This is a genomic window from Virgibacillus sp. M23 (genome assembly GCF_034190895.1).
In the GTDB taxonomy this organism is placed as follows: Bacteria; Bacillota; Bacilli; order Bacillales; family Amphibacillaceae; genus Virgibacillus; species Virgibacillus salarius.
On sequence record NZ_JAWDHA010000006.1, the window covers coordinates 89,210 to 112,510 of the forward strand.

18 protein-coding genes, 1 pseudogene and 1 riboswitch are annotated in these 23,301 nt (G+C 38.1%); of the genes and pseudogenes, 13 read left to right on the plus strand and 6 right to left on the minus strand.

Annotated features, from left to right (window positions below; translation table 11 throughout):
* Positions 1–62: 62 nt before the first annotated feature.
* The 4 genes and pseudogenes from RVS70_RS03935 (at position 63) to RVS70_RS03950 (ending at position 7,523) form a co-directional block, all read left to right on the plus strand.
* A complete protein-coding gene (locus RVS70_RS03935) occupies positions 63–1,124 on the plus strand; it encodes a M20/M25/M40 family metallo-hydrolase (protein ID WP_026681518.1) in 1,062 nt (353 codons plus the stop codon).
* Between the two features lie 655 nt (positions 1,125–1,779).
* A complete protein-coding gene (locus RVS70_RS03940) occupies positions 1,780–6,048 on the plus strand; it encodes a S8 family serine peptidase (RefSeq protein WP_414617167.1) in 4,269 nt (1,422 codons plus the stop codon).
* A 199-nt stretch (positions 6,049–6,247) separates the two neighbouring features.
* Positions 6,248–6,493 (plus strand): annotated as a pseudogene (locus RVS70_RS03945) (transposase); the annotation flags it as partial.
* 131 nt (positions 6,494–6,624) lie between these two features.
* Positions 6,625–6,773, plus strand: a riboswitch (FMN riboswitch).
* A gap of 162 nt (positions 6,774–6,935) precedes the next feature.
* Positions 6,936–7,523, plus strand: coding sequence for an ECF transporter S component (locus RVS70_RS03950; RefSeq protein ID WP_205388750.1), 588 nt, complete (start codon positions 6,936–6,938; stop codon positions 7,521–7,523).
* Between the two features lie 381 nt (positions 7,524–7,904).
* Here RVS70_RS03950 and RVS70_RS03955 read toward each other — a convergent pair whose 3' ends face one another.
* Together RVS70_RS03955 and RVS70_RS03960 are read right to left on the minus strand one after the other, a co-directional pair.
* Positions 7,905–8,294 (minus strand): hotdog fold thioesterase, encoded by a 390-nt coding sequence (locus tag RVS70_RS03955; RefSeq protein WP_026681515.1) that lies wholly within the window; start codon positions 8,292–8,294, stop codon positions 7,905–7,907.
* Between the two features lie 17 nt (positions 8,295–8,311).
* Positions 8,312–9,247: a 1,4-dihydroxy-2-naphthoate polyprenyltransferase gene (locus tag RVS70_RS03960; RefSeq protein WP_321132546.1), complete on the minus strand. Its 936-nt coding sequence runs from the start codon at positions 9,245–9,247 to the stop codon at positions 8,312–8,314.
* Between the two features lie 159 nt (positions 9,248–9,406).
* Between RVS70_RS03960 and RVS70_RS03965 the strand changes: the two genes are divergently transcribed.
* The 9 genes from RVS70_RS03965 to ytkD all read left to right on the plus strand — a co-directional run bounded on the left by RVS70_RS03965 (position 9,407) and on the right by ytkD (position 18,519).
* Positions 9,407–10,795 carry an isochorismate synthase MenF gene (locus RVS70_RS03965; RefSeq protein ID WP_026681513.1) on the plus strand — a complete coding sequence of 463 codons (1,389 nt, stop codon included), beginning with the start codon at positions 9,407–9,409 and terminating at the stop codon, positions 10,793–10,795.
* The gene (gene menD / locus RVS70_RS03970; protein WP_026681512.1) at positions 10,792–12,528 is read left to right on the plus strand and encodes a 2-succinyl-5-enolpyruvyl-6-hydroxy-3-cyclohexene-1-carboxylic-acid synthase; all 1,737 of its coding nucleotides are present in this window, start codon (positions 10,792–10,794) and stop codon (positions 12,526–12,528) included. The genes RVS70_RS03965 and menD overlap by 4 nt, the downstream gene beginning before the upstream one ends.
* A gap of 3 nt (positions 12,529–12,531) precedes the next feature.
* On the plus strand, positions 12,532–13,350 hold the full coding sequence (gene menH, locus RVS70_RS03975; RefSeq protein WP_026681511.1) for a 2-succinyl-6-hydroxy-2,4-cyclohexadiene-1-carboxylate synthase: 819 nt from the start codon (positions 12,532–12,534) through the stop codon (positions 13,348–13,350).
* Positions 13,351–13,390: 40 nt separating this feature from the next.
* A complete protein-coding gene (gene menB, locus RVS70_RS03980) occupies positions 13,391–14,209 on the plus strand; it encodes a 1,4-dihydroxy-2-naphthoyl-CoA synthase (RefSeq protein ID WP_026681510.1) in 819 nt (272 codons plus the stop codon).
* Between the two features lie 119 nt (positions 14,210–14,328).
* The gene (locus RVS70_RS03985; RefSeq protein WP_121605563.1) at positions 14,329–15,804 is read left to right on the plus strand and encodes an o-succinylbenzoate--CoA ligase; all 1,476 of its coding nucleotides are present in this window, start codon (positions 14,329–14,331) and stop codon (positions 15,802–15,804) included.
* Between the two features lie 270 nt (positions 15,805–16,074).
* Positions 16,075–16,893, plus strand: coding sequence for an ABC transporter ATP-binding protein (locus RVS70_RS03990; RefSeq protein ID WP_026681508.1), 819 nt, complete (start codon positions 16,075–16,077; stop codon positions 16,891–16,893).
* Positions 16,894–16,997: 104 nt separating this feature from the next.
* Positions 16,998–17,318 (plus strand): hypothetical protein, encoded by a 321-nt coding sequence (locus RVS70_RS03995; protein WP_026681507.1) that lies wholly within the window; start codon positions 16,998–17,000, stop codon positions 17,316–17,318.
* A 161-nt stretch (positions 17,319–17,479) separates the two neighbouring features.
* A complete protein-coding gene (locus RVS70_RS04000) occupies positions 17,480–18,019 on the plus strand; it encodes a hypothetical protein (RefSeq protein ID WP_152525427.1) in 540 nt (179 codons plus the stop codon).
* 32 nt (positions 18,020–18,051) lie between these two features.
* Entirely contained in the window at positions 18,052–18,519 is a 468-nt protein-coding gene (gene ytkD, locus RVS70_RS04005; protein ID WP_026681505.1) for an RNA deprotection pyrophosphohydrolase, read from the plus strand.
* A gap of 35 nt (positions 18,520–18,554) precedes the next feature.
* Here the strand turns inward: ytkD and RVS70_RS04010 are convergent, their stop codons facing one another.
* The 4 genes from RVS70_RS04010 to pckA all read right to left on the minus strand — a co-directional run bounded on the left by RVS70_RS04010 (position 18,555) and on the right by pckA (position 23,172).
* Positions 18,555–19,367, minus strand: coding sequence for an ABC transporter permease (locus RVS70_RS04010; protein WP_026681504.1), 813 nt, complete (start codon positions 19,365–19,367; stop codon positions 18,555–18,557).
* Positions 19,354–20,163, minus strand: a complete 810-nt coding sequence (locus RVS70_RS04015; protein ID WP_026681503.1) for an ABC transporter ATP-binding protein — start codon at positions 20,161–20,163, stop codon at positions 19,354–19,356. Before RVS70_RS04015 ends, RVS70_RS04010 begins: the two co-directional genes overlap by 14 nt.
* Positions 20,164–20,176: 13 nt before the next feature.
* The gene (locus RVS70_RS04020) at positions 20,177–21,166 is read right to left on the minus strand and encodes an ABC transporter substrate-binding protein (RefSeq protein ID WP_026681502.1); all 990 of its coding nucleotides are present in this window, start codon (positions 21,164–21,166) and stop codon (positions 20,177–20,179) included.
* A 419-nt stretch (positions 21,167–21,585) separates the two neighbouring features.
* Positions 21,586–23,172, minus strand: coding sequence for a phosphoenolpyruvate carboxykinase (ATP) (gene pckA / locus RVS70_RS04025; protein WP_026681501.1), 1,587 nt, complete (start codon positions 23,170–23,172; stop codon positions 21,586–21,588).
* Positions 23,173–23,301: the final 129 nt, after the last annotated feature.

The window sequence follows — 23,301 nt, forward strand, 5'->3', positions numbered from 1 at the left end:
CGAATTTTTTGCTATCATAATAGTAGTACATCATCAAGTTATCGAATAAGGAGGAAAATAGAGTGGTATTAGCAAACCAAGATTTTTTATTAAATTTATTACAAACACCATCACCATCAAGTAGTGAAATGGAAATACAAAAAAAGTGGATACAGTATGTAAAAGAATTTGCTGACGAAATTAGAACGGATCATGCTGGAAACGCGATTGGTGTACTAAATCCAGATGCACCTTTTAAAGTATTACTTGCAGGTCATTGTGATGAAATTGCACTTGTGATTAACCGCATTGATGATCAAGGGTTTTTACATTTTGATCAAATGGGAGGCATTAATCCAAAAGCGGCTGTTGGAATGAAAGTTACTGTTTTAGGCTATCAGCAAACGATTACGGGTGTAATCGGTGTAAATGCTCAGCATCACGGTGGATTAAAGAATGATTTCAGCTTGGAAGATTTATTTATTGATTGTGGGTACAAAACGAAGGAAGAGGCTGAACAACATATCCAAATAGGAGATTTAGTTGTTTACAATACAAAACCAGAGATTTTAAGTGATAGATACGTTTCTGGCCGAGGACTTGATAATCGAACGGGCGCATTTATAGTGGCTGAGGTTTTAAAAGGGTTAAAGGAACGAGGCTGTGAGGTTGGTGTCTATGCAGCAAGTACGGTTAATGAAGAGACAAATATGGGCGGAGCCTATTTTGCAGCTGCGGGAGTTGCACCAGATATGGCAATCGCTTGTGATGTTACTTTTGCTACAGATTATCCAGGAGTGAATAAAAATAAATATGGTGATGTCCGACTAGAGGGTGGACCAGTTCTTGCTAAAGGGGCGCCGATTAATAGGAAAATAAATCAATGGTTAGAAAGAGCCGCGAAGCAGTTAAAGATAAATGTACAATATGAGCTTACACCAAGAATGACAGGTACAGATGCAGATAAAATGAGATTAACCGGTAAAGGGGTTCCTGTGTCTTTAGTGTCGTTACCTTTACGCTACATGCACTCCCCTGTAGAAACGTCTAGCTTGAAAGATATGGAACAAGAAATTGAATTATTAGTTACGATGATTGCTTCTCTAACTGGAAATGAAAGTTTAAACCCATTAGATGAAGATTAAAGGTATGTAGCTATCAGTAAGTGCGTATGGTTTCTGCATTATAACGCAAAGTTAACAATATTTCATTCTATAGGCCGAATTATTGTGCGAACATTAAGAATGTATCAAAAAATAAGAATTATTATCTATGGAATATTACAAAATAAAGTAATATAGTAGTATGTTTTCTGTATTGAAGAAAACATCAATGTTAAAATAGGGATATGCCTAGGTAAATAGCTTCATTTTAGTGAAGCAGTAAACTGTTTTCTAGGCTGTAAAGTAATGGAAAGTAACCCCTCATTCCTTATCTTAATAAGGAATGAGGGGTTTTTTATAGAGTTTTAGTAGGTGAAACATACGAATTAATACCTATGAAAAGTTGATGAAAAAATATTACTAATCTATCAATTTTGAAAATTCAGCTTTTATTCGACTTGATTCGACACTATTTTATCTAGTTAATCTACTATACTTGCTGTAACAACTTAGATTTTTCTGGAGGCACCACTGTCAGTTAAGAACCAAATTTTCAAGGGGGGAGGCAGAAGGTGTTTTTAATTTGTTGGTTCTTGTCTGCATCAGAATGTGTCAAAAATTGAGGGGAGGAATAGCTGTGAAGGCTAAAAGAAGACGACGTCAATCTAAAGCACTAAGTATTGCAGCAACGGTATTAATGACATTTTCGTTAATTACACCAGGAATAGCCAGCGCGGAATCAAGCGGTAAGCTTCATCAGTCTGCCCATGATTCTAATAAGATAGCCGAGGCAAAAGTGAGTGATCGATTAGTAAAAGCATTTAAAGACGACGACAAAGTAACCTTCCTGGTAAAATTTAATGAAAAAGCAGATGTCATGAAGGTCGCAAAAAATGCAAGATCTGATGCAGCAAAAGCAAGCTTGTCAGGACAAAAGGCGGAGCATATGCAGCGCTCAGCTGTAATATCCGAATTAAAGACTACTGCACTAGAATCACAAGCAAATGTAAAAGCTTTTCTGGAGGAGCAAGAGGCAAAAGGTAATATTGAGAGCTTCAAATCCTACCATATTGTAAATGGAATGGCGGTAACTGCTACAAAAGAAATAGCAGAAAAGCTAGCGACGTTTGCAGAGGTAGAAAAAATATTACCAAATGAAGAACGCGAACTTTATGATGTGACAATTGATAAAGAGGCTGGAAAAATCGAATCGGAATTAACCAATATTGAGTGGAATGTGGATCGTGTTGGAGCGCCGTCTGTTTGGGAGATGGGCTTTGATGGAACTGGTACAGTAGTAGCTAGTATTGATAGTGGTGCACAATGGGATCACCCAGCATTACAGGAAAAATATCGTGGCTATAATAATGATACCGGTGAAGTTGATCATACCTATAGCTTTTTCGATGCGACTGCAGATGAAGAAGAAGCATATGACGACCATGGACATGGAACACATGTTACCGGGACAATGGTTGGAAGTGAACCTGATGGTTCTAACCAAGTTGGTGTAGCACCTGGTGCAAAATGGATTTCAGCCAAAGGATTAAATGCAGCAGGTAGTGGCTATGATACATGGCTGATAGCTGCAGCTGAATGGATGCTTGCTCCTGGTGGAGATGCGTCAATGGCTCCAGATGTCGTAAATAATTCTTGGGGTGGTGGACCTGGCTTAGACGAGTGGTACCGTGATGTGGTTATTGCTTGGAGAGCAGCAGAAATATTCCCTGAATTTTCAGCGGGTAACACATCGCTTGGAAACCCAGGTGGACCAGGTTCTGTAGCTGTGCCAGCAAACTATCCGGAATCATTTGCAACTGGTGCAACAGATGTTAATGATGTATTAGCAGGGTTTTCTCTTCAGGGACCATCTCCTTATGATGAAATTAAACCTGAAATTTCAGCACCTGGTGTTAATATTCGTTCCAGTGTACCTGGTGGTGGCTATGAAGGTGGATGGAATGGAACATCAATGGCTGGTCCAGCAGTATCTGCTGTAGTTGCATTATTAAAGCAAGCAGATGCTAGCCTAACTGTTGATGAAATTGAAGAAATTCTTACAACAACGGCTACGCCATTAACAGATGACAACTTTACAGAGGTACCGAATAATGGTTATGGTCATGGGCTTGTAAATGCATATGATGCCATTTCTTCACTTGTTACAGGGTTAGGAACACTTGAGGGACAGGTTACTAAGGCAGGAGAGGATACAGAAGCTCCCGTCTTCGAACATGAAGGTCCTAGTGAATCTTATACTGGAATGGATTTGAATTTGTCCATTCAAGTATCGGACAACATAAGTGTAAACAGTGTAAATCTATCGTATACAGATCAAGATGGTGAAACACAAACTGTCGAAGCGGAACGTGTTTCAGGAGATTATAAAGAAGGTGAATACCAAGTAACGATTCCTGGAGAGCAAATAGATGGTGAATCTCTAACGTATACTTGGACAATTAATGATTTTGGTAACAATGAAGTAACCAGTGATACGTATGAGGTTACTTTATTATCTGGAGTCTCAGTTGGTTTCTCTGACGATTTTGAATCAGCATCGGCTGGCTGGACAGTGTTTGGTGAAAATAACAGCTGGGATCGTGGTGTTCCAACTTCTGGACCAGAGAGTGCAGCTTCAGGAGAAAACGTATATGCTACAAATTTAGCAGGTGAGTATGATAGTAACACAAACACTACACTGGTTATGCCACCAATTGATTTACCAGAAGGAAATGCATACTTGCAATTCAATCAATGGTACAATATTGAAAACAATTGGGATTACGGTCATGTGTTTATATCAACTGACCAAGAAGATTGGACACAATTAACGGAAATAACGAATACCTCAGATGGTTGGGAAAGCGTAGAAGTAGACTTGTCTGAATATAGTGGACAGCGTGTATATATTGGCTTTAATCTTGACACAGATGGGAGTGTCACTAGAGATGGCTGGTATATTGATGACGTAACACTAGCAGATACTTCTAATGGTGAAAGTGCATCTTTGGCAAAGGATCGAGGCTATATAGGGGTAGTTGGTTTCGATAACGCTGCTTTAGGTGTTATTAAAACGGATACAAAGGATACGCTAAAAGAAAAAGTTTATCCTGCAAAAATTCAGCCAGTAAAGCCAAAGAAAGAACCATTAGTAGATAAAGAGGCAGTCAGCCCAACACTACTTCCTATGAGTGCACAGGTTAGTGTCCTAGAAAGTGGTCGTTCGGTGACTACGGACCCTGCAACAGGTAGTTACTCATTACTTCATGCCGCAGGAGAATATACGGTAAAAGCAGAAGCATACGGGTTTGAATCAGCAGAACAATCCGTAACCATTGAAGCTGATGGTGCTGCTGAAGCTGATTTTACGCTAGAAGAAGTTGATCAATACACAGTTAGCGGTACGGTAACTGATCAGCAAACAGGCGAGCCAATCTCAGGGGCTTCTCTTCTATTAGTTGAGGATGCAAATGTTGAACCTGTGACAACTGATGAAAACGGTAACTATTCGCTTACAGCTTATGAAGGAACATATACACTAAAAGTAGTGTCTAGCGGTTATCATGGTACGGAAGTTGAAGTTTCTCTAGCGGATAGCGATACGACAGCAGATGTCGAGTTAGAACCATTCTATACGGTTCCTGGTGGAGAAATAGCATATGATGATGGTACACCAGAAAATGCTCGTGCATTTTATGATGCTTTCAATGGTTGGGCAGTGAAAATGTCTCTTCCTGAAGGAGAAGAAGCTGGGGTAGTTGATTCTGGTGTATTCAAATTCTGGGATGAAGAGTTCCCTAACCCTGGTGGAACTGCATTCCAAGTAGAAGTTTGGGATGCTTCAGGACCAGACGGTGCTCCGGGTGAAAAACTTGCTGGACCATTTGACGCAGAGGCAAATCGCGATAAAGATGCATGGACGGTAGTTGATCTTTCTGAGCATGGAATTACTGTAGATGGTGATTTCTATATGGTATATATCCAAACTGCTCCAAATACAGGTGCTCCAGGTCTAGCTACAGATGAAAGCAGTCCTAATGCTGAACGCAGTTACCAATTAGTAGGAGGGGCTTGGTCTAAATCTCCTGCTAATGAAGGAAATTACATGATTCGCGCTCGTGTAAACTATGAGGTGGAGGAACCTGTCATTACTTCTCCAGCTGAAGATATGATTACAAACGAAACGGAATTGACTGTTGAAGGTACTGCTTCACCAACAACGACCGTTCAATTAATGAATAATGGAGAAGAAGCCGGTACTGCTGAAATTGGTGATGATGGTTCATTTGCTATTCCGGTAGAATTGATGGAAGGAGCGAATGAATTAACTGCTGTATCATTACTTGATGGTACTCCAACAGGTGAATCTGATCCTGTAACTGTAACGTTGGATACAGAGTCTCCTGAATTAACGATAGACAGCCCTAAGGATGGAGAGAAATCTAATCGTGAAACCGTAACTGTAGAAGGTTCAGTTTCTGATACCAACCTAGATTTCGTGGAAGTGAATGGGCAAGAAGCGGCTGTTGAAGATGGCATGTATTCTAAACGAATACTTTTAGAAAACGGAGAAAATGAAATTGAAGTAATTGCTCATGATTTAGCAGGCAATACGTCCACTGAATCTGTTACTATTGATGTAGATTTCACTGCACCAGAAATTGAGAATCTGACTCCTGAGGAAGATGTTACACTTGAAGCAGGTGAGACGGTGAAATTTGAATTTGATAGTGAACCCGGGCTTAGAGCGACGTACTTTATTCATATGCCATTGACCAATACGGTTATGAACGCTACGGAGCTTCCAATGATGGAAACATCAGATGGACATTATGTAGGTTATTGGACTGCAACTAGCAATGTTGTTGCTGAAGGGGCAGTAATAGAAGTAAAGGTCGAAGATGACTATGGCAATGAAACTCGTGAGCAAGCTGAAGGTAAATTATTCATCAATGTCGAAGAATAAGCATCCTTCATAATTTCTTAGCATGTATAAATCACTTCGCTCCATTATTACTGGGGCGGAGTGATTTTTTTGTAGTCTAGGAAATTTTAACGTACTTCCGAAAGAAGTCTCCAACTTCAAGCGTGTGAAGGGCGTAGCCCAACGGTAAGGGGGAGATGAATTTCGGTTGGGTGACAGCCCAAAGGCTTTTTTTCCTTTTTTGTTCAAAGCACAACCCAACAGTGAATGATCGAAATTCATCAATGCCTATAAAAGTGCCAGTTCAAGACTTAGCAAGATGGATTTTCTTCATGTCCGTAAAAAGTTATGGAAAGAAATGTTTTGGTCAAGAAGTTTTTGTTTGTTGACGACTGGCGGTTCGCCTATTGAAATAGTATTTTCACCGTTGATTCGCTCCAGTTGCTACGTTTCTAATCGGATGCTTGCGCTTTTGTTCATTCTATAGTTTAGCTGATTATTGCTTTTCCGCTAAAGTCTATACTTAATTTGATTGAAAACTTATCGATTGAGTAGGTAAACATAGATATTGCAATACGAATAAAGATAGGTTAAAATAACGGTACAACATAATATCGATTCCATCTTCGGGGCAGGGTGAAATTCCCGACCGACGGTAAGAAGCAGTTAATTGCTTTAAGTCCGTGACCCACAGCAGGCATTTTGCTGTGGCTGATCTGGTGTAAGTCCAGAACCGACAGTTACAGTCTGGATGGGAGAAGATGTCGAGCCAAGAAAAGGTGCGTTAGTTCGCACTGCTTTTTCCTAATGAATTTATGGTACCCTAAAGCCCCGGTTAGGCCGCGCTTTAGGGTTTTTCATTTGCTAACTGTTAGGCTCATATCCTTCATCACGAGATAGGAATCGATAATTGATGAAGGAGGAAAACGATGAAACGTAACATGCAATCATCAAAGCTATTAAAACTTATTATTTTATCACTTTTAGGTACCATATCTTTGCTCTTATTTTTCCTGAATTTCCCATTGCCTTTGTTGCCAGGCTATTTAAAAGTAGATTTCAGTGATGTCCCGGCATTAATGGCTTCCCTTATTTTTTCACCATTAGCTGGGGTTATTGTTGTAGCGATTAAGAATATTCTTTATTTAGCTATAAGTGGTGGTACAGATCCGGTAGGAGTTATTGCAAATTTTATGGCCGGGATTATGTTCGTCATTCCAGTATCCCTCTTATATCATAAATATAAAGGAGTCAAAAGTGTTGTTTCTGGACTAGTAACGGGAACGATCATAATGGCTCTGGGAATGAGTTTGTTAAATTATTTCATCATTCTACCTGCTTACAGCTGGTTTATGGGCTGGGAGGATATGTCAAATTCCGTTAAATGGTTCTCCGTTTACGCATATGTTCTTCCATTTAATGTAATAAAGGGTATCATCGTTGGAGCGTTATTTATCCCGTTATTTATTAAATTAAAAAGCTGGATTGAACAAAAACAAGTCCATATTGCTTCATAGAAAAAAGGGCGATTATGTAACGCCGTAGGAGTATAGAAAAACGCTCGTTTTTCTATACTCCTTTTGGTGTGCCAGGCATGTGCGCACGCTCTAGGGTTAAAGTCCCGAACGGTGAAGGTCGTCGTAGGCGTTAGCTGAAAGCAAGGGTATTCAAAGGAAGGCTTCGGAAGCGTTCCATCGTACTAGTAGAAACATTCTTTTTCAAGGAGTCTACGTAATTTGGCTGTACTCGTATGCACATTTATTTTTATCGTTCGGGCTTTGGATTAACAATTTTAGCTTCGTACACCAACTTCAAAAGGGAGAATACACCATCGATTCTAGGCGAAATAGCAATAGCTTAAAGTTGCTTATCGATACTTGCGCAAAGGAAAATTTTCTTTATTGCTTTTTTTGTCTTTTTGAAACAATACCGATTGTGCATCTAGAAATGCATATGAGTGAGCCTTGCTCATCAGTAATCTTAATATCCCAAACCATTGTTGATTTTCCTGCATGAAGAGGGATGGCAGTAGCTGTTACTATACCGGTTCGCTTACTTTTGATATGATTCGCATTAATTTCAATGCCGAAAATAGATTCTTGCTCCATATCTGCGTGTAATGTAGCCCCAATGCTAGCAGCGGTCTCAGCAAGTGCAGCACTAGCACCACCATGTAAGTATCCAGCTGGCTGATGTGTACGTTCATCAACCGGCATCGTGACTACTACTTTATTCTTCGTCAATGTCTCAATTTCCATTCCTAATGTTTTCAGTAACGTATGGTCCATAGTATAATATCCCCTTATTAAATGTACATACTAATAACTAAAGATATCCCAAGTAAAATTCCGTAAATGGAGTTTGTTTTACCAGTTGCTGCCATTGCTGGCATCATTTCAATTGGCTCTGTCTTGCCTTTAAATTTGTTAATGACATCAACTGCTTTAATAATTCCAATAAATGTAATGAAAGACCATAGTGGGAAAATGTCTGTTATAATAAGCGTCGCAGTCGTTATGAAGGCTACAATGAACATCAATGCTAGAAAGCGGACTGCATTTTTTCTTCCCAAAAGTATAGCTAGTGTTTTCCGACCATTTTCTTTATCATTATCTAGATCACGAATATTATTAGATAGCATGATTGCGCCAATAAACAATGCTATTGGAATGGAAGCAATTAGTACCTCACCAGTGATCGTGTTTGTTTGGATAAAGTAACTAATTCCAATAATGACCGTACCCATTAGGAAACCGGAGAATAACTCACCAAGTGGTGTATAAGCTATGGGTAGAGGACCACCTGTATATAAATAACCAAATACCATACATATTAAACCGATAGCAGCTATCCACCAACTAGATTGAATACTTATATAGATACCAATTAAGATGGCAATTCCAAAAAAAGCAAGTGCTAAGCGGAGGACAGTTTTTGGATTTATTCCATCACGAACAATGGTGCCCCCGATACCAACAGAATCCTCGGTATCTAGTCCTTTAGCATAATCATAATATTCGTTGAACATATTCGTTGCCGCCTGAATTAGCATGGAGGCAATTAACATTGCGATAAATAATAATATGTGAACATGGCCTTCTCGAAAAGCAAGCATAGACCCAACAAATACTGGAACGAAAGATGCTGTCAGTGTATGAGGACGTAATAAACGCCACCATACTTGAAAACCATCCTTTTCATTCATTGCATCCTTTATATTAACTTTATTTAATGATTGCATGGTATGCTCCTCCTGTTTTTGTACCAATATCATATTAATGATATGGAAATTGCTATATAGTGTCAACGTTTGGGTTTGATTTTCTTGAGAAACAGTTGAAAAGAGAATAGAATAAAGATGGAAGTTTTGTCATTGTTAGTTTAACGGAGGTTTATTCAGATGATTGAAGTACAAGATAAACAACTGGAAGAGATCTTGGAAGACGCAATTAGTAGCCTTTCTATTAATAAGGTCCAGCTTTGTAGCATAACGAAAAAGATTCAACCTAAAAATCCGGTTTGTTTTTTTGAAGCAGCACGACAGATAGAGAAGGATCGCGTCTTTTGGACGAGCACAAATGATGCATTTTCTATAGCTGGCGTTGGAAATGCGTATGATATCAGTGCTAATGAAAATCGTTTTCAACATATGGAATTAAAATGGAAACAAGTAATAGATCAAGCCATTATTCATAATTCGTTTGATGTTCCTGGTACTGGATTAGTCTCATTGGGGGGAATGGATTTTGATCCTAAAAAGGACCGAACCGAGCTTTGGGGCGATTTTCCAGCTATTCAATTTACTGTTCCAGAATATATGTTAACGAAATATAAGGAAAACTATTATTTTACAATAAATGTTTTGGCTAAAAAAACGGATCATCCTATTCAATTGGCAAATCAACTACGTGATACTGAACGTTTCCTTCTCACGCCAATAAAGGCAGAGAAGGAAAAACTACGTATGTTAACTACAAAAGTCATTGCACCTGAAGAATGGAAAAAAACGGTAAAGAAAGCAACGGAAGAAATCCGCCATACATCAATAGATAAAATCGTATTGGCTAGAGAAATGCGTGTGAAATTAAATAAAAATGCTAATATTGCCACGATACTGGATCAGTTGTTAGCAACCCAATCAAACAGCTTTGTTTTTGCTTTTGAACGTAACAACAATTGCTTTATCGGCGCTACTCCGGAGCGATTAGTAAAGATTGAAAATAAACAATTGCTATCAACCTGTTTGGCAGGCACTGCTCCTAGAGGGAAATCAGAAACAGAGGATCGACAAATTAGCAATCAACTGTTCCACGATGAAAAAAATAGAGAAGAGCATGATTTTGTCGTGCAAATGATCAAAAAAGGCTTAAATAAATATTGTGTCAATGTTCATGTGCCAGAGGAGCCGACTGTTTACCCATTGAAAAATCTACAGCACTTATATACACCTGTAACGGGAAAGTTAAAAGCAGGATACAGTATTTTTGACATTGTTGAACAATTACATCCAACACCTGCTCTTGGTGGTGTTCCTCGAAATGATGCGATAACATTTATTAGAGACTATGAATTATTAGATAGGGGTTGGTATGGCGCTCCTGTAGGGTGGCTAGATAGTAATGATAATGGAGAGTTCGCAGTAGCTATACGTTCTGCTCTTATTCAAAATGATGAAGCGTCTTTATTTGCTGGATGTGGAGTTGTAAAGGACTCTATTCCTGAAGCGGAATTTGAGGAGACACGGATTAAATTCACACCTATGCTTTCTGTTTTAGGAGGAGAATCATGAACCACACCGAGACGTTAACACGCTATACAGCAAATTTCATTGATGAATTAGCAAATAATGGATTAACGGATGCTGTAATTTCACCTGGTTCAAGATCTACACCATTAGCTTTGACTTTAGCCGAACATAAACAAATTAAAGAATGGATCATCATTGATGAACGTTCTGCTGCTTTTTATGCACTGGGTATTGCTAAGAAAACCATGCGTCCAGTTGCATTAGTGTGTACATCCGGTACTGCTGCTGCAAATTACTATCCAGCTATTGTCGAAGCTTTTTACAGCAGAGTTCCATTAATTATTCTTACTGCTGACAGACCTCATGAATTACGTGATGTAGGCGCTCCTCAGGCTATAGCACAGTTGAATTTATATGGAGAATATGTGAAGTGGTTTCAGGAAATGGCGCTTCCTGAATCAACTCCAGAAATGCTGCTGTATGCCAGGAATAAGGCTGCAAGGGCTTTTTTTATGGCAAAGGAAGGAAATTGTGGACCGGTTCACTTGAATTTCCCTTTTCGTGAGCCATTGGTCGTAGATTTTCAACTAGATAATTTGTGGGGAGATACTTGTAATACGCCATACCTGCCAACCTATGACGGAAAAAAACAGCTATCACCTACACAAATAGATCAGATGCATGAAAAGTTAAAGCAAAAGAAAAAAGGTATTATTGTATGTGGACCACAGACTGATCCTAAGTTAGGTGAAGTCGTTACAAAGCTAGCTGCTAAATGGCAAGTGCCGGTTCTAGCTGACCCATTATCACAAGTTCGGTCAGGAGAACATGCTAAGGATGTCGTCATTGATGGTTACGATGCCTTCTTACGGAATGAAACAATTCGTGAACTGCTCAAGCCTGAATTTATTATTCGTATCGGTGCGATGCCAGTTTCAAAGGCATACTTATTCTATGTGAAACAGCATAAAGACATTTTACAATTTGTCGTAGAGAATGACCGTGGGTTTCGGGAGCCAGCTGGTAATAGAACTGAGTTTGTCTTTGCAGATTCTGTATTATTTTGTGAGCACCTTACCGCAAATACAGAATTAAAGTTGGACAAAGATTGGCTGTATGAATGGCAACAAACCAATCAGATAACAAAAAAACATCTACTACGTAAAACAAATAATCAGGTTACAGAAGGTGAAGCAATGCGTGGTTTACTGGATGTTATTCCAGATAACAGTAGTATATTTGTTGGGAATAGTATGGCAGTACGGGATTTAGACACCTTCTTTTTAACAACAGAAAAGCGAATTCAGGTTCTTGCTAATCGCGGTGCTAACGGCATTGATGGCGTAGTATCTAGTGGTTTAGGCGCTGCCTCGAATGGGAGTAGATTAACACTTGTCTTAGGAGATCTTTCATTTTTTCATGATATGAATGGATTGCATGCAGCGATGCATTATAAATTGGATGTTACCATTTTACTTATGAATAATAATGGTGGAGGTATATTTTCGTTTTTGCCTCAAGCAAATGATAGAAAACACTTTGAGGCTTTGTTTGGTACACCATTAAATATTAATTTTGAACATGTAGTTACGATGTATGGGGGGCGCTACTTTAACCCTCAGACTGAAAAAGAGGTCAAAGAGGCGCTGCTTCAGAGCTATGCAAATATGGGTTTATCCATTATCGAAGTAAAGACAGATAGAGAAGAAAATGCAGCATGGCACCGAGAGAAATGGCAGGCAATTGAAGCTGAACTATTGAAGGGTGGGGCATAAATATTGTATTTCTCCATTAATCAATCTAACTATTGGTATGAAATTCATGGTAATGGTGAGCCAATTGTTATGCTACATGGTTTTACGGGGAGTAGTAGGACTTGGAATTATTTCGTTAATAAATGGAAAAACAAGTGGACATTAATTACCATTGATCTACCAGGACACGGAAAGACAAAGGCGAAGGAGAAGTCGATGGAGGCTTGTTGTAAGGATTTAGATGCTTTATTTAATGCATTAAAGCTTTCATCTTTTTGTTTGCTTGGATATTCAATGGGGGGAAGAACAGCTATATCTTATGCCATACATTATCCTGAAAAGATAAAAGCCTTGCTTCTTGAAAGTACATCTCCAGGCATTGATACGCTTGAAGAGAGAGTTCAACGACAAGAAAACGATAGAATATTAGCCAATAGGATCCTTGAACAAGGGCTTGATTGGTTTGTGTCATATTGGGAAAATATACCGTTATTTCAAAGTCAAACGTCGTTACCCTTAGAAATAAAGCAATCTGTTCGTTATGAACGTCACATGCAGTCAAAAACGGGGTTAGCTGACTCGCTTTTACATATGGGAACAGGTTTTCAACCATCTTGGTGGGATGCTCTAGCGCGACTTACTAAACCTGTATTGTTACTTGCGGGTGAGTTAGATAAAAAATATTGTGAACTGATGAAGGAAATGGACAATCGCTTTCCGCAATCGTTGCTAACCATTGTATCTGAAGCTGGACATGCAATTCATGTGGAGAAACCAGAGATTTTTGGTAAAATAGTATCTGAGTATATCACGGATATTTATCTGGCTGATATATGCAATTAATTTACTAATTGATTACATACTACTTTAAGGAGGAATTATCATGCCTATTCAATGGGAAAAAGTAAGAGAATATGAAGAAATAATCTATGAAAAATATAATGGCATCGCCAAAGTAACAATCAACCGTCCTGAAAAGCGTAATGCATTTACACCATTAACTGTTAATGAAATGATTGATGCGTTTGCTGATGCACGTGATGATTCAGATATTGGGGTCATTGTTTTAGCAGGTGAAGGAGAAAAAGCCTTCTGTTCAGGGGGAGACCAATCTGTACGCGGGCATGGAGGATACGTAGGCGACGATCAAGTACCTAGACTCAATGTATTAGACCTGCAACGTCTTATTCGTACGATTCCTAAGCCAGTAATTGCAATGGTGTCTGGTTACGCTATTGGTGGAGGACATGTTCTTCACGTTGTTTGTGATTTAACAATCGCAGCAGATAATGCAATCTTCGGACAAACTGGACCGAAGGTTGGTAGCTTTGATGCTGGTTATGGAGCAGGTTACCTAGCAAGGATGGTAGGACATAAACGTGCTCGTGAAATTTGGTATTTATGTCGTCAATATAATGCAGAAGAAGCATATGAAATGGGTATGGTTAATACAGTTGTACCACTTGATAAATTAGAAGAGGAAACGATCCAATGGTGTGAGGAAATTTTAGAAAAATCTCCAACAGCTTTACGCTTCTTAAAAGCATCATTTAATGCAGATACTGATGGACTGGCAGGATTGCAGCAAATGGGCGGCGATGCTACTTTGCTTTACTACACAACAGATGAAGCGAAAGAGGGAAGAGATGCATTTAAAGAAAAAAGAAAGCCAGACTTTAAAAAATTCCCACGGTTCCCTTAAGCAATGCAGTCAAAAATAGTGATCTCTTACCTTTGCTTTTTTAGCAAAGGTTTTTTTCTTACATAGCTCTCCATTATAGATTAGACGGCAAACGATTGTAGAACGAAGGAGGTAGGAACATGCAAGATACGATACCACATTGGTTATCTAAACAGGCCGATATATCGCCCAATTGTGCAGCTATCCAATACGCAAATGGATATCAAATAACATTTCAAGAATTGAAGGAACAAAGCCAAATGTACGCGAAGAAATTAGCTACATGGGGAGTGAAGGAAGGCTCACATGTGGCTGTTTTATCGACGAATAAACAAGCGATGATTACTGCAATTCATGCAATTAGCTACTTAAAGGCAGTAGTCGTTTTACTAAATACTCGATTAACGAATGAGGAATTAACATATCAAATTAAAGATGCAGATGCTTCATTTTTAATCTATGCAGATGAATTAAAAGTGAAAGCTGTGCAAATACCCTGTTTAAATAAGGCTGTGTTTGAGGAAATAGATAATTATCACGAGCATGCAGATATTGTCCTTACCACGGAAATACAATTAAATACTCCGTTTTCCATTATGTATACATCTGGCACAACTGGCTCTCCTAAGGGCGTCATTCATACGTACGGAAACCATTGGTGGAGTGCAATAGGGAGTGCACTTAATTTAGGGATTCATTCTGACGATAAATGGTTAGCTGCTTTACCAATATTTCATGTTAGTGGCTTATCCATCCTTATTCGCAGTGTAGTTTATGGTATGTCTGTCTATTTATTAGAGAAGTTTGATAAAACTAGTGTCCAGAAAGCAATTATGCACGAAGGCGTTACCATCGTATCTGTAGTTACTGTAATGCTTCAACAATTATTGGAAGAGCTTGGAACCGATCGTTATCCAACTTCCCTTCGTTGTGTATTATTAGGAGGTGGACCTGCTCCTCGTCCATTATTAGAGCAAGCGAAGGAAATGAATGTGCCAGTTTTCCAATCATTTGGCATGACGGAGACAGCATCACAAATTGTGACACTTAGTGCAGGAGATGCGCTGCAAAAAGTAGGTTCAGCTGGTAAGCCTCTATTTCCAGCGCAATTAATGATAAAAGATCCAGATCATTCTGGTGTTGGAGAAATATGTGTAAAAGGACCAATGGTGACATCGGGGTATTATAAAAAGCGCGAAGCAACTAATAAGGCAATTCAAGGTGGGTGGCTGGCAACAGGTGATTTAGGCTATTTAGATGACGAAGGTTTTCTATATGTTGTGGAACGCAGGCATGATTTAATTATTTCTGGAGGAGAAAACATATATCCATCGGAAATTGAAAGTGCTCTTGCCGGTCATCCAGCAATTAAGGAAGTAGGCGTTACGGGGATCTCTGATACCAAATGGGGTGAAGTACCTATCGCATTTATTGTAACGAAATATCGACTTACTCTACAAGAAATTATGAGCTATTTAGATGAGCATGTAGCAAGTTATAAACAGCCAAAAGAAGTTTATGAAGTAGATGCTTTACCACGTAATGCATCCAATAAACTTGTAAGAAGTCATTTGAAACAGATTAGAGGTAAAGAAGGGTGTAAGCAGCTTAGGTAATTGTCCTCTCATTGATACGAGTGTGTATTTTGCAGTAGGTGATTTTGGATTTATTCCATGGATAGCTTGCTAATTAGGAATATGCTAGTGAGATTGATTGATGAAAGCAATATTGTAAAGAACAAAATTTTAAAATTAATTGAAAATGATTATCAAAGTCATTGACGAATCACGAAAAAGCAAATACACTAAGGATAGCGCTTTGTATTGATCCTCTAAAAATACATATAACACGCACGATATTTTTGGAGGGAAAAGGGAGAGATTCCAATGCAAACCTTAACAGCAAATGATTTAACGCTAGGTTACGGGGATAATATAATTATTGACGATTTAAGTCTAGAGATACCTAAAGGTGAAATTACTGTATTCATTGGCGGAAATGGCTGTGGAAAGTCAACTTTACTTCGTTCGTTGGCACGATTATTGAAGCCTAAACAAGGGAATGTAGTATTAGATGGTGCAGCTATTGCAAAAATGGGGACAAAGGACGTTGCCAAGAAATTAGCGATACTTCCACAAAGTCCCATTAGTCCAGAAGGGTTAACCGTACATGAATTAGTGAAACAAGGTAGACATCCGTATCGTGGCTTATTAAAGCAATGGTCTGACGAAGATGAAAAAGCGGTTAATCACGCTTTAGATTCTACTAACATGTTTGATTTAAAAGATCGCCCCGTTGATTCATTGTCTGGTGGACAGCGTCAGCGTGCATGGATTGCCATGACTTTAGCGCAGGATACAGATATAATTTTATTAGATGAGCCAACAACTTACTTAGACATGACTCATCAGATAGAAGTACTTGATCTGTTATTTGAATTAAATGAGAAGGAAGGACGTACAGTTGTTATGGTCCTTCATGATTTGAATTTAGCATGTAGATATGCACATCATATTGTTGCTATTAAAGATAAACAGATCTTTGCGCAAGGGAAACCTGAGGAGATTATTACATGTAATCTGGTTCATCAAGTTTTTGAAATGATGTGTGATGTTACGTTCGATCCACGATTTGGGACACCAATGTGCATCCCTCATGGAAAAGGACGTTGTATATTTGCTAATGCTACAAATGCGATTAATTAATGCACATAATTTTTCATTACCCGCTTATCAGAGCGGGCTTTTTTATTTTTCATACATGCTTCTACCTGCTTTTAGGAACATTAACTAAAAGGAGGTGTAGTTGAATGGGAAAAAAGAAATATTATATTAATATGGGATCAGGCGAGATTTCCAAGATAAAATATGATAATAATGATAATTTTGTTATACATGCTACTGATGATGAAATTGTATTATTGAGAGAAAAATTTAATGAGATGAATGCTGCAGGAGTAACTACTTTTTTTCGCGCTCACGTACCAGTTACACCCTATCATAATGATCAGTCTAATGATGATTATGACGATGAAATGACCGAAGCGTATCGTATGATATACGAATTAGGAGATGAAAGTGCGAAAGAACATATAAAGCACATGGGAATATTAGGAGATAGACCTCTTTAAAAGTAAGGGATAAATGCATTACGTGCATGTTATCCCTTTTTATCTCTTAGTTGATTTATTTCATGAAAATGTTTATTATTACCAATTACAAGGAATAGTATTGTATCTGTGAGCTTTTATATTCGTAAAGGAGGCAATTAACATTGAAAAGGAAGCTTTTCATGAATATAGTCTCTCTTTTGGGAGTTACTTTCTTAGCCGTTTTTCTAATTAGTACGGAAAAAGAGCCAATTCTTGCTGCTGCAAAAGTAGAGAAGCAATCGGTCACAGGAGTAGATAAAGGTATAGCTAATAACACTTCTAATGAACAAGTTACGAATAATTTAAGTCATGATACAATTATAAAGCGAACCAATCAACTTTTGGATTTCCTGCAACAGGATACGGATGAAAATTATCAAGTAATAACATTTAATACCAAACAAGAGCTTTTAGAAGAATTCTCTAAAATTGCCACAAAAAACGTTGTAGAACCTTATATTGATTATTATTATCAAGAACGGTCAAATGGGTTGTATATTATTCCAACAGAAATCCCACCATGGATAGATGAGAACAATTCATATCGTACCATCCCAGTACATGATGACAAGGTTAAGCTTATCCAGCATAATAAAAGTGCATTACATGGTAAGTATACGATCGAAATAGAGTTCACTTATGAAGATATTTGGAGAATATCTAATATCAAACATAGCTAAATAAATACGGTATTGGTAAAGGCGTTGAAATAATGTATACATTCAGAGACTATTACAATAATGAAATTAAGTTATCATTCGATTATCTTCCTTTTTCCAAAAACCCTAAACATGTATGGATTGTCTGTAAATATCGGGGTCAATGGTTATTAACCAAACACAAAGATAGAGGGTTAGAATTTCCAGGAGGTAAGGTGGAAGAAGGGGAAACACCGGAGGAAGCCGCAATAAGAGAAGTAAAAGAAGAGACTGGTGGGTTAGTGAAAAATATGAACTACATGGGACAGTATTTTGTATCTGGTAAAAAGGAAGATGTAGTAAAGAATGTGTATTATGCTTCGATCCAAGCACTAGAAAAACAGGACACATACTATGAAACAGATGGGCCGATACTCTTAGAAACTATTCCATTAAATGTGAAATATCAAAATTGCTATAGCTTTATTATGAAAGATGACGTTCTTGAGCATTGTATTCAATATATACACCAGCATTATTAAAAATCGCCCTTTATTTGGGCGATTTTATATATTTATTAGGAAGATGAATGCTTGATCAGCCACGCTTCCATTCGTTCTACAAATTTGTACATGATGGCAGCGAAGATAGCAATTAATACTAAGCTTGCCATGACTAATGAAAAATCAAACACTTGGAAACCATAAATAATTAGATATCCAAGGCCCTGTTTAGATACGAGAAATTCACCGACTATAACCCCAACCCAGGATAATCCTACATTTACTTTGAGGGTGGAAATCATAGCAGGTAAAGTGGCTGGAAAAATGGCATGTTTAAATATTTGCCATTTACTAGCACCGAAACTAATTAATACTTTCTCAAAATTGGGATCCACTTCATTAAAAGCTGAATAAACAACAAGTGTAGTGATGATAACGGATATAATTGCTCCCATTGCTATAATTGAAACATACCCAGGTCCTAGTGCCACAATAATGATAGGCCCTAACGCTACCTTTGGCATAGCATTCAAAATTACCAGGTAAGGATCCATTATTCTAGAGAAACGCTTCGATGTCCATAAAGATATAGCTAGTAGTATGCCGAATAGTGTACCAATTAGAAATCCAGCAATGGTCTCCAGTAGTGTGACTTCAAGGTGGGTAAATAACGAGCCGTTACTAAATTTTTCAATGATTACTTGACAAATTGTAGTAGGCGAGCTAAATAATAATGGGTCGATCCAATAAAGCCTGCTAGCTATTTCCCACAGTAGCACAAACGTTATAAGTATACTTACTTGCCAAGTATATACGATTTTAGTTTCTTTTTTAACTTTACTTAAATAGGCCTTAAACAGTTGTTCATCCGTATTAGTCGCCTTCATTATTTATACTCACCACCTTTTTTGTTTGTACATTTTCTCTTTGATCAAGCTCCTCCCAAACCTTATCAAAGAGGATTTGATATTTAGGGTGTCGCCTCACAAGTAAAGGTGGTTCATTTCTTAATTCAATTGGCACTTCAAAAACCTTTGAAATGGTTCCAGGATTCGCATCCATTACGAATATGCGATCACTCATAGCAATTGCTTCGCCAATATCATGTGTTACGAGAATAGTTGTTTTATGGTAAGCTTTTAATAATTTTGATACTAGCTCTTCTAATTTAAGCTTTGTTTGATAATCTAAAGCAGAGAACGGTTCATCAAGAAGTAGAATTTTTGGATCATTAATTAGAGTGCGTACAAGGGCAGCACGTTGCCGCATCCCCCCAGATAAAGAACTAGGATATGCATTCGCGACCTCTGCCAATCCTACTTCCTTCAATAGTTTGAGGGCTTTTTGTTCTGTGTTTTTTGAATGTGTATGAGTGATTTTTGGTCCTAGTAAAACGTTATCCACAATGGTTTTCCAAGGAAATAAATAATCTTGCTGAAGCATGTAGCCGATTTCAGATGCTGTCGTTTCAACTTCCTTTTTTTGTAAGCTAACCTTTCCTTCGGTTTGTTTAATAATACCTGCAATGATTGAAAGTATTGTTGATTTTCCACATCCACTAGGACCTAATAAGGCAATAAATTCTCCTTTCTGGATAGAAAAAGAAATATCATCTAATGCCTTTGTATAATTATTTTTCGAGAAATAATAATGTGAGACATGATCTAAGGTTAGAAATGACACCTTTACTCACTCCTTAGTTACGTATTACATCCTCTGCGATCTCTGTATTCACGAGCTCTTCGTATGGTACATCCTCAGGTAATTCACCAGCTTCATTCATTATTTTCTTCAAATTATTCCATTCTTTCTTATCTAGGACAGGATCGGTTGCAAAGGATGCTTGGCTTTTGTAGCGCTCAATGGATGCGGTAAGCATTTCTAGTTCTGTATCTTCAAAGTATGGTTGGATTACTTGAGCAATTTCTTCGGGGGTATGTGTTTCAACCCATTGCTGTGCTTTATAAATAGCTCTAGTGAATTTTTCTACGTCAGCTTTGTTTTTGTCAATAAAGCTTTGTTTAGTCATATATACTGTATAAGGTACGTGACCGGACTCTTCACCAAATGAAGCGACTATATGTCCTTTTCCTTCCTTTTCAAACGTACTGGCAGTTGGTTCAAATAATTGAACGTATTCCGCTTCACCAGATACAAATGCCCCCGGAATGTTAGCGAATTCTATATTTTGCTGTAAATCGAGATCTGTCTGTGGATTAATACCATGCTGCTTTAGCACAAATTCTCCAACCATTTGCGGCATTCCTCCTTTCCGCTGTCCAAGGAATGTTGTATCCTTTAGGTCTTCCCATGTGAAATTTGGTTTAGGTTCTTTTGCTACTAAAAAGGTGCCATCTGTTTGGGTTAATTGGGCAAAATTAATCGCATAATCTTTGGAGTTCTGAGCATAAACGTAGATGGAAGTCTCTGCACCTACTAAAGCCATATCAGCTCCTTCAGATAACAGGGCAGTCATCGTTTTATCCCCACCCCAAGTTGTTTGCAGCTCTACATCTAGGCCTACTTCTTCAAAAAAACCTTCCTCTAGAGCTACGTATTGTGGGGCGTAAAATAAAGAACGAGTTACTTCTGCTATTTTGATCGACGTGTTTTCCTTCGAATTACAAGCAGTAAGAGTTATAATTAACCCGCAAGAGATCAGGATAAAAACCATTATTTTTTTCATTCTATTCGACCCCTTCAAATATTTATATGTCAACACAGTTTATGAACAGCTTAGAAAATGTGTGAATGCCTAGAAAAAAATAAGTCAAATGAATAGATGATCGAATAGTACGAAAATATTTATGGAACAGAAACGCAAGCTCCCGAATAGAAACGTAGCACTTGGAGCAAGTCAATGGAGATAAAGGAAGCACGGTAGCTTGCAAGCCAATGATGACTTAGATTAGGACGATTCGTGAAGTCGCCTCGTTTCTGGGCACTAGAGCTGGACGCAGCTCAATACGCTTTATAATTTACTAGACTAAAAAAAGCCGATCTCTTTATAAGAGATCGGCAACCAGCTGTTATAGCTGAACAGTAAATTATACAACTTTTTTCACTCATTTATAATAAATCCTTTTGGGATGAGGAAACGATAAATTATCCTTTATAAATTGGCCCAGCCTGCATAATATCAGCGCTTGCTTCCGTGAATTTTTGGAAATTCTGATGAAACTTCATGGCAAGTGATTTTGCTTCCGTTTGATAAGCGTTTTTGTCTTCCCATGTGTTTTCGGGAACTAAGACGTCATCGGGAACACCTGGAACTTGGATAGGGATTTCCAATCCAAAAATATTATCTCTTATTGTCTCTACACTATTGAGTTCACCTTCTAATGCAGCATGAATCATTGCACGTGTATAAGACAGCTTCATGCGTTTACCAATGCCGTAAGATCCCCCAGTCCATCCTGTGTTTACAAGAAACACGTTTGATTGATAAAAATCAATTTTTTCACCAAGCATTTTCGCATACTTTGCCGGAGCTAAAGGTAAAAATGGTGATCCAAAACATGCAGAGAACGTAGCCTGTGGTTCTGTCACTCCTCGCTCCGTACCTGCAAGCTTGCTTGTGTAGCCACTTAAGAAATGATACATTGCTTGCTCTTTTGATAATTTACTTATTGGCGGCAATGTTCCCGAAGCATCTGCTGTAAGGAAGATAATTGTATTTGGATGCCCAGCAATACTTGGCACTGCGATATTATCAATGTTTTCAATTGGATAGGCTGCTCTTGTGTTTTCTGTTAAAGTTGTGTCATCATAATCAGGTAGCCTTGTTTGTTTATTAAGAATAACGTTTTCAAGGACAGAACCAAATCGTATTGCATTATAAATTTGCGGCTCTTTTTCTTGAGATAAATGAATACACTTTGCGTAACATCCGCCTTCAATATTAAATACTCCATTTGGACCCCAACCATGCTCATCATCACCAATTAATCTTCTGTAAGGATCAGCAGATAAGGTGGTTTTCCCCGTGCCGGATAAACCAAAGAATAAAGCCACGTCTCCCTCTTTGCCAACATTAGCAGAACAGTGCATAGATAATACATCTTGTTGAGGTAGTAAGAAATTCATCACTGAAAAGATAGACTTTTTAATTTCACCTGCATATTCGGTACCACCTATTAGAATGATTCGTTTTTTAAAAGAAACAAGAATAAACGCTTCTGAGTTCGTACCATCTACTTCAGGATCTGCTTTAAAAGTAGGGGCTGATATTACTGTGAATTCAGCTTGATGTGATAGTAACTCATCAGCAGTTGGAGTTATAAATAACTGCCGTGCAAATAGATTGTGCCAGGCATATTCGTTAATAACTTGTATTGGTAAGCGATACGCGTGGTCTGCACCAGCAAATCCGTTAAATTGGAATAGCTCTTCTTTATTTTTTAAATAGGAAATAACCTTTTCATACAATCGATCAAATACAGATTCATCAATGGATTGATTTACTGTTCCCCAATCCACCTGCTGTTCACTTACTTCATCTGTAACAATAAATTTATCTTTTGGGGAGCGACCGGTATAAGATCCTGTTGTTGCTTGAACTGCACCTGTTGCGGTTAACATGCCTTCTTCTCTTGCTAAAATTCTTTCAACAAGCTGAGGTACGGATAAATTTGTTTGTAGCTGTTTATGCGTGTATAATTCTTTTACGAAAGACTTTTCTACCGTTTTCATGTTAAATACCTGCCTTTATGTGAAATTGTATTCACGTTCTTTTGTTGAACGACCAAATAATCCTGAATATGTTTATTAGTATAACACATTTAAGTTAATAGTCCATACTAAATATAAAATAATTTTTAT

Excerpts from the sequence above, each read along its gene's own strand:
- RVS70_RS03995 (WP_026681507.1), top strand. The coding sequence starts at position 16,998 with ATGGGAAAAAAGAAATATTATATTAATATGGGATCAGGCGAGATTTCC.
- RVS70_RS03940 (WP_414617167.1), top strand. The coding sequence starts at position 1,780 with ATGACATTTTCGTTAATTACACCAGGAATAGCCAGCGCGGAATCAAGC.
- RVS70_RS04010 (WP_026681504.1), bottom strand. The coding sequence starts at position 19,367 with ATGAAGGCGACTAATACGGATGAACAACTGTTTAAGGCCTATTTAAGT.
- RVS70_RS03950 (WP_205388750.1), top strand. The coding sequence starts at position 6,936 with ATGAAACGTAACATGCAATCATCAAAGCTATTAAAACTTATTATTTTA.
- ytkD (WP_026681505.1), top strand. The coding sequence starts at position 18,052 with ATGTATACATTCAGAGACTATTACAATAATGAAATTAAGTTATCATTC.
- menB (WP_026681510.1), top strand. The coding sequence starts at position 13,391 with ATGCCTATTCAATGGGAAAAAGTAAGAGAATATGAAGAAATAATCTAT.
- menD (WP_026681512.1), top strand. The coding sequence starts at position 10,792 with ATGAACCACACCGAGACGTTAACACGCTATACAGCAAATTTCATTGAT.
- RVS70_RS03955 (WP_026681515.1), bottom strand. The coding sequence starts at position 8,294 with ATGGACCATACGTTACTGAAAACATTAGGAATGGAAATTGAGACATTG.
- RVS70_RS04020 (WP_026681502.1), bottom strand. The coding sequence starts at position 21,166 with ATGAAAAAAATAATGGTTTTTATCCTGATCTCTTGCGGGTTAATTATA.
- RVS70_RS03985 (WP_121605563.1), top strand. The coding sequence starts at position 14,329 with ATGCAAGATACGATACCACATTGGTTATCTAAACAGGCCGATATATCG.
- RVS70_RS03960 (WP_321132546.1), bottom strand. The coding sequence starts at position 9,247 with ATGCAATCATTAAATAAAGTTAATATAAAGGATGCAATGAATGAAAAG.
- RVS70_RS03990 (WP_026681508.1), top strand. The coding sequence starts at position 16,075 with ATGCAAACCTTAACAGCAAATGATTTAACGCTAGGTTACGGGGATAAT.
- pckA (WP_026681501.1), bottom strand. The coding sequence starts at position 23,172 with ATGAAAACGGTAGAAAAGTCTTTCGTAAAAGAATTATACACGCATAAA.
- RVS70_RS04000 (WP_152525427.1), top strand. The coding sequence starts at position 17,480 with ATGAATATAGTCTCTCTTTTGGGAGTTACTTTCTTAGCCGTTTTTCTA.
- RVS70_RS03965 (WP_026681513.1), top strand. The coding sequence starts at position 9,407 with ATGATTGAAGTACAAGATAAACAACTGGAAGAGATCTTGGAAGACGCA.